Genomic DNA, 13,418 nt, shown 5'->3' on the forward strand with positions numbered 1-13,418 from the left:
ACCCCGGCTAAAATTGGTCGGCGCATCAGATGGAGTGGGCATGATCCATACCAATACCGAAGGTCAGACTGGCCTGCCGCGATATTTTTCCCATGTCTTTGGCATGGCACAGCAGATGCAGAACGGGCGCTGCGATTTTCACCTGAGCGATGGCCGGGTGTTCCGCGCCGAAGGGGCCAATCCCGGCCCGGTGGCTGAACTGCACATTCACAGCGATGATCTGTTTGCGCGGCTGATCCGCGAGGGCGACCTGGGCTTTTGCGACGCCTATCTGGATGGCGACTGGTCCACGCCCGATCTGCAGGCCTTCATGGACCTTGTGCATGCCGGCAACGAGAACGTCTATGACGGCTTTCCGGGGCAGGGGCTGGTGCGGGTGTTTGAAAAATTCCGCTTCTGGCTGCAACGCAACCACAAGGGGCAGGCGCGCAAGAACATCAGCTATCACTACGATCTGGGCAATGAGTTCTATGCGCTCTGGCTGGATGACACGATGACCTATTCATCGGCCCTGTTCCAGGAGGGCGCACAGGCCTCGCTTGAGGCGGCGCAGACCGAGAAATACAAGAGCATGGTGGATCAGATGGGGGTCAAACCCGGCGACCATGTGCTGGAGATCGGCTGTGGCTGGGGCGGTTTTGCCGAATATGCCGCCAAGGAGCGGGGGCTGCGGGTCACCGGGCTGACCATCAGCGAAGAGCAGTTCAAGTATGCCAGGGAACGCATTGAAAAGGCGGGGCTTTCCGATCTTGTGGACTTCAAGCTGCAGGATTACCGCGATGAGCGTGGCCATTACGACGGCATCGCCAGCATCGAGATGTTCGAAGCGGTGGGCGAGCAATATTGGCCGGTCTATTTCCAGACCCTGCGCGAGCGGCTGAAACCGGGCAAGGCCGCGACACTTCAGATCATCACCGTCGATCACCGCCGCTGGCCGGTTTACAAGCGCGGCGTGGATTTCATCCAGAAATACATCTTTCCGGGCGGCATGCTGCCCAGCCCCAAGATCCTGCGCGAGCAGGTGGAAAAGGCAGGGCTGATTGTCGACAAATCCGTGGAATTCGGCAAAAGCTACGACATCACCCTGCGGCGCTGGCACCTGGCCTTCAACGACAAATGGGATCAGATCGGGGCCATGGGCTTTGACGAGCGGTTTCGCCGGATGTGGAATTTTTACCTCACATCCTGCGCTGCGACATTTGACAGTGGCAATTGTGACGTGACGCAGATTACGATCAGGCGACCGGGTTGATCTGAAGGGACCAAAATGCCGACCGCCGCAAGACTTGTTGCTGCCGCTTCTCTGGCGGTCCTGGCCTATGTGATCTCGGGCATGGTGATGCCCCTGATGCCCGAAAGCACCGATTTCGGCTATTTCATTCCGGTGAACATCGTTCTGGGTCTGGCCTGCGGCTGGCTGGTGATTGGCCCGCGTGCGGGGCGCGGCACCACGGCGGCGATCAACAACGGGCTGACGGGTGTCTTTGTGCTGATGCTCTGGGGTGTCGGGGTACAGGCCATCAACGAGATGGTACGTCTGGCCATGCGCAACCGCTATGATGACGCTTTTGAAGCCATCGTGGCGGTGTTTCAGATCGGCGCGGAATATGTGGTGATCATCGCGACGGTTCAGATCGGCGTGACCTTGGTCATCGGCGCGGTCATCTGCGGTCTGTTGACGGAATATGCCAGCAGGCATTGGAAGTAACCACGTGAGAAACCTGTTCTTCTACGGAACCCTGCGCCACGAACCCCTGCTGGAGATCGTCCTGGATCGTCCGGCGGACAAGCTGGACCTGCAGCGGGCATTCCTGCCCGGATATGCCGCCTTTGCGGTGACAGAGGGGCCGTTCCCCCTGATCAGCCCTTGCAGGGAAGGGGCCGCAGAGGGGCTGATCCTGCGGGGGCTGAGCGATGAGGACGTGGCACGGCTGGATTATTACGAGGGCAGTTTTGCCTATGATCTGGTCGAGATGGTGCTGGCCGACGGGGAGACGGCCGAAGTCTACCTGCCGGGGCCGGAGCGCTGGACGCCGTTTGGCCCGTGGTCGCTGACGGAATGGGAACGTGACTGGGCGGCGCTGAGCTGCGAAGCGGCGCGGGAGGTGATGGGATATTTCGGCAGCCGCAGCCGGGATCAGGTTGCCGCCATGTTCCCGATGATCCGCAAACGTGCCCAGTCGCGGCTGAATGCCGCCCGGTCACGCCACGGCGCGCGCACCAAATCCGGCAGGACCGTGATCGAGGACCGCAACCGCGCCTATGCGCATTTCTTTGCGCTGGATGACATGAAGGTCCGCTTCGAGCGTTTCGATGGCAGCATGTCCGGGGTGGAGGACCGCGCGGTGTTCATTGCCGCGGATGCCGCAATCCTGCTGCCCTATGATCCGCTGCGCGACCGGGTGCTGCTGGTTGAACAGATGCGCATGGGGCCGCTGGCGCGCGGCGACCGGACGGTCTGGCAGCTGGAGCCGATCGCGGGCCATATCGACCTTGGCGAAACCCCGCGTGCGGCGGCGATCCGCGAGGCGCAGGAGGAAGCGGGCCTGACCCTGAAGGCCATCGAACCGATTGCAGAGGTCTATGCCAGCCCCGGCAATTCCACCGAATTCTATTATATTTTCCTCGGCATCGCGGATCTGCCGGATGCGGCCGAAGGCGTCGGCGGCCTGCCCGAAGAGGGCGAGGACATCCGCGCGCATGTCCTGTCCTTTGACGATCTGATGGATCTGGTCGAGGGCTTTGGCGCGGCCAATGCACCGCTTGGCCTTGCCGCCTTCTGGCTGGCGCGGCACAGGGACCGCTTGAGGTTGGCAGGCACGGCGGATACACCAGAGGCGACATAACCTTTGGGGGCATTCATGCACGTTGCATCTGATCTGGCACAGGCCATCGGGAACACACCGCTTATCAAGCTGCGCAAGGCCAGTGAGCAAACCGGATGTGACATTTACGGCAAGGCCGAATTCATGAACCCCGGCCAGTCGGTCAAGGACCGCGCAGCGCTTTATATCATCCGCGATGCGATTCAGAACGGCACGCTGAAGCCCGGCGGCACCATTGTCGAGGGCACCGCCGGGAATACCGGCATCGGCCTCGCGCTGGTGGGGGCGTCGATGGGCTTCAAGACCGTCATCGTCATGCCCGAGACCCAGAGCCAGGAAAAGAAGGACATGCTGCGCCTTGCCGGGGCAGAGCTGGTGCTGGTGCCTGCCGCGCCCTACCGCAACCCCAACAACTTTGTGCGCTATTCCGAACGGCTGGCGAACGAGCTGGCGCGCAGCACCAACGAGGGCGTGATCTGGGCCAACCAGTTCGACAACGTGGCCAACCGTCAGGCGCATATCGAAACCACCGGGCCCGAGATCTGGGAACAGACCGGCGGCAAGGTTGATGGATTCTGCTGCGCGGTCGGCTCCGGCGGGACTTTGGCAGGGATCGGCATGGCGCTGCAGCCCAAGGGCGTGAAGGTTGCGCTGGCGGACCCGGACGGCGCCGCGCTGCACAGCTATTACACCACCGGTGAACTGCACGCCGAAGGCAGTTCCATCGCCGAAGGCATCGGGCAGGTGCGTATCACCAGGAACCTCGAAGGGTTCACCCCTGATTTCAGCTACAACATTCCCGATGCGGAAGCCCTTCCGGTGGTCTTTGACCTGCTCCAGCACGAGGGGCTATGCTTGGGCGCATCATCCGGTGTGAACGTCGCCGGTGCCATCCGCCTCGCGCGGGATATGGGGCCGGGCCATACCATCGTGACGATCCTCTGCGACTTTGGCACGCGCTATCAGTCCAAGCTCTTCAACCCCGACTTCCTGCGTGAAAAGGGTCTGCCGACACCCGACTGGCTTGACCGCGCGCCGGCATCCATTCCGGGTGTGTTCGAGGAATTGTGATGGGCCGGTTTGCGCGGCTCTTCACGCGGCTGGCGATTGTCCTGTGTCTGATCGCCGGTGCGGCCTCCGCGCAGGACAGTACGTTAAGTGCGGCTGTTCCCAACTTTGACAGGTGGGAGCCACTGGCGCGGTCCGCCGAAAACGCAATCGAGCAAAAGCGCGGGACCGATGCAACGCTGGAGGCGATGCGCGGCAGGATCGCGGAGTATCGCAGTGAATTCGACAATGCGCGCAGCATCAATGCCGCCCGGATCAAGACCCTGCGCGAACAGATCGCGGCCCTTGGGCCCGCGCCCGATGAGGCAACCGCGGAAGCCGAACCGCCGGACGTGGCCGCACAGCGCACGGCGCTGAACGATGAACTCAGCAGCCTTCTGGTGCCGGTCCAGCGCGCCGAGACGCAATATGTCCGCGCCAACAGCCTGGTCGGGCAGCTGGATGCGATTCTGCGCGAACGCCAGACACGGCAATTGCTGACCGTGACGCCCTCGCCGCTGAACCCGGCCTATTGGCGGCCGGCGCTTGTGGATCTGACCACGGCCCTGGAGGGGTTGCGCAACGAATCGCCAAAAGCGGCCAATGCCCGCACCTGGTCCTCCCTGCGGGAAAACCTGCCGGTGGTGGTCGTGCTGACGGTTCTGGGGCTGGTGCTGATCCTGCGGGGCCGGTACTGGGCCGGCATGATCGTGCGGTCCTTGCAGAAATACGGGGCGCGCGGCTTTGGCATCTGGCGTTTCTTGGTCTCGCTGCTGCGCATCTTCCTGCCGGCCTCGGGGCTGATTGCCCTGGCGCTTGCGATCATCTCCTCTGACCTGCTGGGCCCCAAGGGCGAGAGTATCGTGCTGGTCATCAGTTTTCTGGGCGGGATGATGCTGGGGGTACGCTGGGTCTCTGAACGGGCCTTTTCGCGCGACGATGACGAGGCGCTGCTTTTGCTGTCGCAGGACAAGCGCAAGGAAGCCCGCTTTCATGTGAGCATGATCACGGTGATGATCGTCATCACCGAGCTGGTCGGGCAGATCCTGGACAACAGCAACAGCGCGGCGGTGAGCCGCTCGGTGCTGGTCTTTCCCTGGCTGGTGGTGTCCAGCCTCATGCTCTACCGCATCGGTGTCCTGCTGCGGGGATATGTGGAACCTTCCGCCGCAACGGATGATGCCCTGACAGAGGTCCGCATCAGTACATTCGGACGGGTGGTGCGGGGCCTGGGCACCGGGGCCGTGGTGATCGGGGGGCTGTCGCCCATCCTGCTGGCAGCGGGCTATTTCAAGGCCGTCGACGCGCTGATGCCGCCCTATATCATGACCTTGGTCCTGCTGGGGCTGGTGATGGTGCTGCAGCGATTCCTGGCCGAGCTTTATGGCGTGCTGACCGGGCAGGGCGAGGCCGCGCGCGACGCGCTGATGCCGGTGCTCTTCGGCATGATCCTGCTGCTGCTGGCGCTGCCGGTGCTGGCCCTTGTCTGGGGGGCAAGGGTGACGGAACTGACCGAACTCTGGCAGGCCTTCGGGCGCGGCTTTGCGGTGGGCGATACCCGTATCTCACCCACCGATTTCCTGAGCTTCGCGGTGATCTTTGTCATCGGCTATGCGTTGACGCGGCTGGTGCAATCGGCATTGCGCAGCAATGTCCTGCCGAAGACCAAAATCGACATCGGCGGGCAGAACGCCATTGTCTCGGGGCTGGGGTACTTCGGTATCTTCCTTGCCGCACTGGCCGCGATCACCGGGGCGGGGATCGACCTCAGCTCGCTTGCCTTTGTCGCGGGGGCGCTGTCACTGGGCATCGGTTTCGGCCTGCAGAACATCGTGTCGAACTTTGTCTCCGGCATCATCCTGCTGATCGAGCGCCCGATTTCCGAAGGCGACTGGATCGAGGTTGGCGGCCAGATGGGGTATGTGCGCGACATTTCCGTGCGCTCCACCCGGATCGAGACCTTTGACAGAACCGATGTGATCGTCCCGAATGCCGACCTGGTGTCCGGCACCGTCACCAACTACACCCGCGGCAATACCGTGGGGCGGCTGATCGTGCCCGTCGGCGTGGCCTATGGCACCGACACCCGCAGGGTCGACAAGCTGCTGCGCGAAATCGCCGAAGCCCAGCCGATGGTGCTGGGCACGCCGCCGCCCAATGTCCTGTTCCTGAATTTCGGCGCCGATGCGCTGGAGTTCGAGATCAGGTGCTTTCTGCGCGATGTGAACTGGATGATGGCGGTCAAGAACGAGATCAACCACCAGATTGCCGAACGCTTTGCCAAAGAGGGGATCGAGATTCCCTTTGCCCAGCGTGATCTCTGGCTGCGCAATCCCGAAGTCCTGTCTCCCCGCCGGGGCGCGGCAGTCGAGGTGGCAAGCACCGAAACTGCCGAGAAGGACATCGACCTGCCGGAGGTGCCGGAGGAGGGCAGGACCGCCGAAGCGGACAGACCGGACGACACCACCGCATGACGCAGCCCTTGTTTCTGGACGACCCCTATCTGCGCGATGCGCCCGCCGTGGTCAAAGCCCTGACCGAAGAGGGCGGGATCATTCTGGACCGGTCGGCGTTCTATCCCACCAGTGGCGGACAGCCCGGTGACAGCGGCTGGCTGAACTGGGACGGCCAGAGCATGCCGGTGGCCACCGCGATCAGGGGGCAGGGCGACGACATCATCCTGGTTCCCTCCGAAGCCATGGCCCTGCCGCCGCTGGGCGCCCATGTCACGCAAGTGCTGGACTGGGACCGCCGCCACCGCCACATGCGCCTGCACACGGCGTTGCACCTGCTGACGGCGGTGATCCCCTATCCGGTGACGGGAGCGCAGATCTCGGTGACGCAGGGGCGCATCGACTTTGACATGCCGGACATGACCCAGGACCGCGAGGCGATCAACGCGGCGCTGAACGCCTTTGTCAGCGAGGATCTGGTGATCAGTGATGGCTGGATCACCGGGGCCGAACTGGAGGCCAACCCGCATCTGGTCAAGACCATGGCGGTGCAGCCACCGCGCGGCGCGGAGCGGATCCGTCTGGTGCGCATCGGCGCGCCCGGCGGCCCGATCGACCTGCAGCCCTGCGGTGGCACCCATGTGGCCCGCACCGGAGAGATCGGCGCGCTGCGGCTGGGCCGGATCGAAAAGCAGGGCCGCCAGAACCGCCGGATCCACCTGCATCTCGAAAGCTGAGGGAAGGCGGCGCAAAAGCGCCATTTTCCCTCTTGCACCTCATGTGCCCCCCACGTTAAACCGCCCCTCACGGAGAGGTGGCCGAGTGGTCGAAGGCGCACGCCTGGAAAGTGTGTAGGCGGGAGACCGTCTCCAGGGTTCGAATCCCTGTCTCTCCGCCATTTGCCCCCTACGTCCCATACAGGCGCATTCTGCTACATCCTAACGAAAACGCTGCCCTTCGTTATTTCGGAGGCGTCTTGCTGACCCAACGCGGCCAAACAGCGCGCAATGCGGACGTTCATGTCTGGCGCAGAAAACGGCGGTTTTGAGCCCGAAGTGACGCAAAGCGCAAGCCGGGCCAGCGCCTGCCCGGGGTGGGCGATACTGACCTTGGCACATGCCACTTTATTTCTCAGCATTGATGAGCCCTATCATGGGAACACCCAGCCTCACCAAATCGCCTACCCGACCGGCGGGCAGGCGATGGCCCGGCGCCTTCGGCTTGTTCCGGGCCTGGGTGCTCATGTTTGATGGCAACAATATCCGCATAGCGGCCACTCGCGCTTCCCGCGCACAAGGTCCGGTTTGCGTCGGAAACCCCTGGCACGGGCCGCAGACCAGGTTCAGAGATGCCGCTGGTTCAGGTTGCTTTTGCTTGGGATGCGGCACCCAATCCGCTCAGCGCGGAGCGAAACGCTTCGATGTCCTGCGGGCGGGACAGGGATGGCGCGTGGCCGCAGTCCTGCAGCAGGGTGACCGCCGGTTTCGGGCCGCTCTGGCGCATCCGGTCGAGGATGCCGGGGGTCATCAGGTCTGACCGTGCCCCGCCAAAGACATGGGTGGGGACGGTGATCCGCGCCCAGCGGTCCCAGGCGGTCATTTCCTGCGGGGAATCGGTGAACTGCCGCAGGATGGCGGGGTCGTAGTGCAGGGTCAGCCGCCCGTCCGACCGCCGCCGCAGGGAGGTGCGCGCCATCCGGTGCCAGAAGCTGTCACCTGCCGGGCCAAAGGGGGCATAGGCGCTGCGCAACCAGGTCTCGGCCTGCCTGTACCCGGCAAAATGCGGCGGGGCGCCGACATAGGACATGATCCGCTCCAGCGCGGTGTCTGGCACCTCGGGGCCGATGTCGTTGATGATCAGCCTGCTGATCCGCCCCGCATCCTTGCCCGAGGCGAGGTAGATTCCGATCTGGCCACCCATGGAAGTGCCGAGCCAATCGGCATTCTCCACCCCGTAGTGGTCCATCAGATCGCAGGTGATGCCCGCGAAATACTCAATCGAATATTCCGCCCCCGGCGCGGAGGCCCAGCTGGACCGGCCGCGGCCGATCATGTCGGGGCAAAGCACATGATAGTGGTCGGACATGGCGGCGGCGAGTTCGTCAAAGTCGCGGCCGGTGCGGGCCAGCCCGTGCATCATGATCAGCGCCGGGTTGCCGGGGTTCCCCCATTCGGTGACATGGACCTCGTGATCCATCACCGGGACAAAGCCGAAGCGGGGCGTGGTCATGCCCGCTGTCCCCGCGCCATCAGGGTGCCCGCAATCCCCCTGGGAAAGAAATAGACCAGCAGGATAAAGATGATCCCCAGCCAGAACAGCCAGCGGTCGGGGGCCAGAAGCTCTGGCAGCAGCGGGAGGGCGGCGGTCGCTTCCGATGCTGCCCCCATCAGGTCGCGCAGGTAATATTGCGCCATCACCATCAGTGACGCCCCGATCACCGCGCCCCACATGGTGCCCATGCCGCCGATCACCACCATCAGCAGGATGTCGATCATGATCGCAAAGGACAGGGCGGTGTCCGGGCCGGTGTACTTCAGCCAGACCGCATAGACGGACCCGGCCAGCGAGGCCACAACCGCCGACAGGCAGAAGACAAAGGTGCGGTAGGCGACCACGCGGTAGCCGATGGCCTCGGCCCGTGCCTCATTCTCGCGGATCGCCTTCAGCACGGTGCCCAGCGGCGAGACGGTGATGCGCAGCATCACCAGGAACAGCACCAGCGAGGTGACGAAGACAAAGTAATAGGCCGCAAGCTTGCCGTTCAGTTTCACCCCGAACCAGCGCAGCACCTTGCCGTCTTCGTCCACCGCCAGCTTGGTCGCGGTCTTGAACAGCTCGGGCGTGCGGTAGGTGATGCCATCCTCGCCGCCGGTGATCTGGCTGAGCTGCGAGGCCAGCACCAGCACGACGGAGGCCGCGGCGAGGGTGATCATGGCAAAGAAGATCGCCTTGACCCGCAGGCTGATCAACCCGATGGCGGTCGCAACGATCAGTGACAGCGCGACACCCGCCAGCGTGCCCAGCGCCACCGACTCCCAGCCCGGTCCCATCTGTTTCAGCGCGATGGCCGATCCATATGCGCCAAAGCCGAAGAACATCGTATGGGCAAAGCTGACGATCCCGGTATAGCCGATCAGCAGGTCATAGCTGGCCACCAGCACGATAAAGATGCAGATCCGCGCCGCGACTTCCAGCGCGCGGATGTCCTGGAACAGGAAGGGTGCGAAAAGCAGCAGGGCTGCGATCACCAGCATCGCGGATTTGACGGCGATGGTGCCATAGGTCGGTTTCATATCTTGTCCCTCACTTCACCGCCGGGCGCAGCCCGCTGGGCCGCCACATCAGGATCGCCATCATCAGGATCATGTTCGACGCCAGCGCCAGCTTGGGCGCGAGATAGCCGATGTAATTGGCTGTCAGCCCCACGATGATCGCGCCCAGCAAGGTGCCTTCGATGGAGCCGAGGCCGCCGATGATCACAACGATGAAGACGACGATCATCATCTCGCCCCCCAGTGCCGGGGTGATCAGTGTCTCGTATCCTGCCCACATCGCGCCGCCCAGGGCCGCCAGCGCGCTGCCCAGCATGAAGACACCGATGAACAGGCGGTTGATCTTGAACCCCAGCGCCTCGACCATTTCGCGGTTTTCCACGCCTGCGCGGATCAGCAGGCCGATGCGGGTGCGGTTCAGCAGCACCATCAGCCCGACAAAGACCGCCGCGCCAAGGCCCACGGCAAAGAGGCGGTAGATCTCCATGCTGACATCCCCGACGATCCAGGCACCCTCAAGGAACGCAGGCCGCGGCACGCTGACCGGGGTGCCGCCCCAGACCGCAAGGATGATCTGTTCGCTGACGATCAGCGCGCCCATGGTGATCAGGATCTGGCGCAGGTGGTCGCGGTAGACGGGGCGGATGATCACCGTCTCGAAGAACAGCCCGGCGGCAAGGCCAAAGGCGATGGCCGCCAGCAGCGCCAGCGCCAGCGCGGCGGAGGCCAGCATCCAGCCGCCATCAAGCCAGGTGGAGAGGGCCGCCAGCACCGTGGCCGCGACAAAGGCACCAAAGCTGATAAAGGCGGAATGCCCGAAGTTCAGCACGTCCATCAGGCCAAAGACCAGCGACAGGCCGGAGGCCATGAGAAACACCATCATGCCCATCGACAGCCCCGCCACGGTCAGCGTCACCCAGGACGAGGGCGCGCCGATCAGCACGAAGGCGACGGCAGCCAGCGCCAGCGGCAAAAGGTTCACGCCGCCCAGCCGGCCCAGCGTCTCGGAAACTTTGTTCATCATGCGGAAAGCCCCAGTAGTTGACCCTGCAGGTCGGTGTCGGCGGCAAAATCTGCCATGCTGCCCCGGTGCACCACGCGGCCATCGTCGACCACCGCCATGTCGCGCCCGAGGCTGCGGGCAAAGTTGAAATTCTGTTCGACCAGCAGGATCGTCGTATCCTGCGCAATCTCGCGAAAGGCCTCGCCCATGGCCGCGACGATGGAGGGGGCCAGCCCCTTGGTCGGCTCGTCGATCAGGATCAGGTCGCGCGGTTCGATGATCGCCCGCGCCACGGCCAGCATCTGTTTCTGCCCACCCGACAGGGACCAGGCCTGTTTGGTCCAGAATTTTTCCAGCGCGGGGAACAGCGTGTAGATGCGTTGCAGGCGGGTCTGGTCGAAACGCCCCTTCGCGGTGGCCAGCACCAGGTTCTCCTCGACGGTGAGGCCACCAAAGATACCCATGTTTTCGGGCACATAGGCGATACCAAGCCGCGCGATGTCGGCGGTGGCGAGGCGCGAGATGTCCTGCCCCTTGAACATGACGGAACCGGGCTGCGGCTGCCACAGCCCCATGATGGAGCGCAGCGTGGTCGTCTTGCCCGCGCCATTGCGGCCCAGCAGGACAAAGACACCGCCCTGTGGCACGTCGAAGGTAACGTCGTGCAGCACATGATACTGCCCGATCTGGGTTTTCATGTTTTGCAGGGACAGCAGGGTCATGCGGTCTCCTCCGTTGCGGTGCCAAGATAGACGTCGCGCACGATCTGGCTTTGCATGACCTCGCCGGGCGCGCCATCGGCCAGCAGCTCGCCGTTGTGCAGCACGATGATGCGGTCGGCCAGCGCGCGGACCACATCCATCTTGTGTTCCACCAGCAGAACGGTCTTGGTCGGGTCGGATTTGATTTTCGCGATCAGGTCCAGCACGGCGGGGGCCTGATCCAGCGACATGCCGGCGGTGGGTTCATCGAACATGTAGATATCGGGCTCCATCGCCATCAGCAGCGCAACCTCCAGCTTGCGTTGATCGCCATGGGGCAGGCTGGCGGCGGGCATTGCCGCGCGGTCGGTCAGCTGGGCGGCGGCCAGATAATGTTCGGCACTTTCGATCAGGTCATGGCGGGACAGGGCAGGGCGCAGCAGGCTCCAGCCCGCGCCGGCGCGGGCCTGAACCGCAAGGCGGATGTTTTCCAGCACGCTGAGCTGCGGAAAGAGGTTGGTCAGCTGGAAGGCACGGCCGATGCCGCGCCCGGCGCGGGCGGAGGGGGAAAGGCGGGTGATATCCTCGCCCGATTTCTCGACGCTCCCGGCGCTGGCGGCCAGCTGGCCGGAGATCAGGTTGAAATAGGTCGTCTTGCCCGCGCCGTTCGGACCCACGATCACGGTGGTCTCGCCCGGATGGAAATCGCAGGTGACGGCGTTGACCGCGACATGGCCGCCGAAACGGATCGTCAGGTCACGGGTGGACAGGGACGGGGAGGGCATTTGGGCAATCCTTGGGAATCTCCGGCCCGCCGGAATGGCGGACCGGTTCAGCCTTGCGTTCTTGCGGGCTTACTGGCTGTTGTCGCGGCCGATGGGGATATCCATCTCGTCTGCTTCGATGATGCGGACCAGATCGGGGATCGCCCATGCCACATCGTCATCCACGCGGATCTTGAAGTGCACCATGGATTGCAGCGCCTGGTGGTCTTCGGGGCGGAAGGTCATCTCGCCCTTGGGCGTGTCCCAGGACATGCCTTCCATGGCCGTGATCAGATCTTCGGTCTCGTAGCTTTCGGCGGTTTCCAGCGCCTTCACCACGGCCAGCGCTGCGGCCATGCCCCCGGCGGTGAAAAAGTCCGGCGGCCCGTCGAAACGCTCCTGATGGGTGTCCACCAGCCACTTGTTCACGTCGTTGTCATAGGCTTCGTAGTAGTAATAGACCGCGCCTTCCAGACCGGGGAACCGCTTGTAGGTCGGCAGCACCGGCAGGATGTGACCGCCCATGGAAATCTCGATGCCGTAACGGTCGGGGTCCAGGGCCTTGATCTTGCCCGGCGCGTCACCGCCCCCGGCGATATAGACGAGGATGACCTTGCGCCCTTCCTTGTCCTTCAGCGCATTGAACATGCGTTCCGTCGCGGCGGTGAAATCGGCGGTGCCCTGGGGCACGTATTCCTCTGTCACCACGGTTGCGCCCGAACCGTCAAGCGCTGCCTTGAACGCGGTGATCCCGTCGCGGCCAAAGGCATAATCCTCTGCCAATGTGGCGACATAGAGGTTCTCATCGGGCTGGAGCGCCAGCGCCTGCGCCTGCATGTCCATCGACGAGTTGCGCGAGGTCTTGAACACGTAGCGGTTGCTGTCGGGGCCGGTGAGGCTGTCGGCCACGGCGGGTTCCACGATCAGGATCTTTTCGTATTCCTCGGCAATCGGCAGCATCGCCTGTGTCACGCCCGAGGATGTGGCACCAACCGCCAGCAGCACCTCGTCATCGCCATAGGCTTCGGCCAGAACGGCGCGGGCCACGTCAGGCTTGAACTGGGTGTCCTTGATGATGACCTCGATCGGGCGGCCCTTGACCTCGTTGGTGCCCTTGGTGGCATATTCGAGACCCAGCTCGAAGCCGGTCTGGGCCTGTTTGGAAAAGGCTTCAAAGCTGGAACCGGACAGGCCGTGGATCAGGGCGATCTTGATCGGATCTTCCTGCGCCCAGGCCGCACCCGCCAGGGTGATCGACGTGGCAATGGTGGCGGCGAACCGCGTAAATGTCTTCATGGTATCCTCCCATATCGGCGGCGGTCGCTGTTGTGCGATCCTGACCCGTCGTTTACG

At 63.7% G+C, this 13,418-nt stretch carries 12 protein-coding genes and 1 tRNA gene; 7 read left to right on the forward strand and 6 right to left on the reverse strand.

The window, feature by feature from the left end; all coding sequences use genetic code 11:
• The first annotated feature begins 40 nt into the window (after positions 1-40).
• From PVW51_RS18315 to PVW51_RS18345, 7 genes are all read left to right on the forward strand, one after another.
• The gene (locus tag PVW51_RS18315; RefSeq protein ID WP_274576575.1) at positions 41-1,252 is read left to right on the forward strand and encodes an SAM-dependent methyltransferase; all 1,212 of its coding nucleotides are present in this window, start codon (positions 41-43) and stop codon (positions 1,250-1,252) included.
• Positions 1,253-1,267: 15 nt separating this feature from the next.
• Positions 1,268-1,708, forward strand: a complete 441-nt coding sequence (locus PVW51_RS18320; RefSeq protein WP_274576577.1) for a TrgA family protein — start codon at positions 1,268-1,270, stop codon at positions 1,706-1,708.
• Positions 1,709-1,712: 4 nt separating this feature from the next.
• Entirely contained in the window at positions 1,713-2,846 is a 1,134-nt protein-coding gene (locus tag PVW51_RS18325) for an NUDIX domain-containing protein (RefSeq protein ID WP_274576579.1), read from the forward strand.
• Positions 2,847-2,861: 15 nt separating this feature from the next.
• Positions 2,862-3,896 carry a cysteine synthase A gene (locus PVW51_RS18330; protein ID WP_274576580.1) on the forward strand — a complete coding sequence of 345 codons (1,035 nt, stop codon included), beginning with the start codon at positions 2,862-2,864 and terminating at the stop codon, positions 3,894-3,896.
• Positions 3,896-6,346: a DUF3772 domain-containing protein gene (locus PVW51_RS18335; protein ID WP_274576582.1), complete on the forward strand. Its 2,451-nt coding sequence runs from the start codon at positions 3,896-3,898 to the stop codon at positions 6,344-6,346. Before PVW51_RS18330 ends, PVW51_RS18335 begins: the two co-directional genes overlap by 1 nt.
• The gene (locus PVW51_RS18340; protein ID WP_274576583.1) at positions 6,343-7,062 is read left to right on the forward strand and encodes an alanyl-tRNA editing protein; all 720 of its coding nucleotides are present in this window, start codon (positions 6,343-6,345) and stop codon (positions 7,060-7,062) included. The genes PVW51_RS18335 and PVW51_RS18340 overlap by 4 nt, the downstream gene beginning before the upstream one ends.
• Before the next feature lie 71 nt (positions 7,063-7,133).
• Positions 7,134-7,223: transfer RNA gene (locus PVW51_RS18345), tRNA-Ser, on the forward strand.
• Positions 7,224-7,684: 461 nt separating this feature from the next.
• Here PVW51_RS18345 and PVW51_RS18350 read toward each other — a convergent pair.
• The 6 genes from PVW51_RS18350 to PVW51_RS18375 form a co-directional block, all read right to left on the reverse strand.
• Positions 7,685-8,554, reverse strand: a complete 870-nt coding sequence (locus tag PVW51_RS18350) for an alpha/beta fold hydrolase (protein ID WP_274576584.1) — start codon at positions 8,552-8,554, stop codon at positions 7,685-7,687.
• Positions 8,551-9,618: a branched-chain amino acid ABC transporter permease gene (locus tag PVW51_RS18355; RefSeq protein ID WP_274576586.1), complete on the reverse strand. Its 1,068-nt coding sequence runs from the start codon at positions 9,616-9,618 to the stop codon at positions 8,551-8,553. Before PVW51_RS18355 ends, PVW51_RS18350 begins: the two co-directional genes overlap by 4 nt.
• 10 nt (positions 9,619-9,628) lie before the next feature.
• Positions 9,629-10,618: a branched-chain amino acid ABC transporter permease gene (locus tag PVW51_RS18360; RefSeq protein ID WP_114277095.1), complete on the reverse strand. Its 990-nt coding sequence runs from the start codon at positions 10,616-10,618 to the stop codon at positions 9,629-9,631.
• Complete coding sequence (locus PVW51_RS18365) at positions 10,618-11,322, reverse strand: ABC transporter ATP-binding protein (RefSeq protein ID WP_274576587.1); 705 nt, start codon at positions 11,320-11,322, stop codon at positions 10,618-10,620. Before PVW51_RS18365 ends, PVW51_RS18360 begins: the two co-directional genes overlap by 1 nt.
• The gene (locus tag PVW51_RS18370) at positions 11,319-12,086 is read right to left on the reverse strand and encodes an ABC transporter ATP-binding protein (RefSeq protein WP_274576588.1); all 768 of its coding nucleotides are present in this window, start codon (positions 12,084-12,086) and stop codon (positions 11,319-11,321) included. Before PVW51_RS18370 ends, PVW51_RS18365 begins: the two co-directional genes overlap by 4 nt.
• A 69-nt stretch (positions 12,087-12,155) precedes the next feature.
• The gene (locus tag PVW51_RS18375) at positions 12,156-13,361 is read right to left on the reverse strand and encodes a substrate-binding domain-containing protein (protein WP_269366233.1); all 1,206 of its coding nucleotides are present in this window, start codon (positions 13,359-13,361) and stop codon (positions 12,156-12,158) included.
• Positions 13,362-13,418: the final 57 nt, after the last annotated feature.

The sequence above is a fragment of the Sulfitobacter sp. PR48 genome, assembly GCF_028807335.1.
Classification (GTDB): Bacteria; Pseudomonadota; Alphaproteobacteria; order Rhodobacterales; family Rhodobacteraceae; genus Sulfitobacter.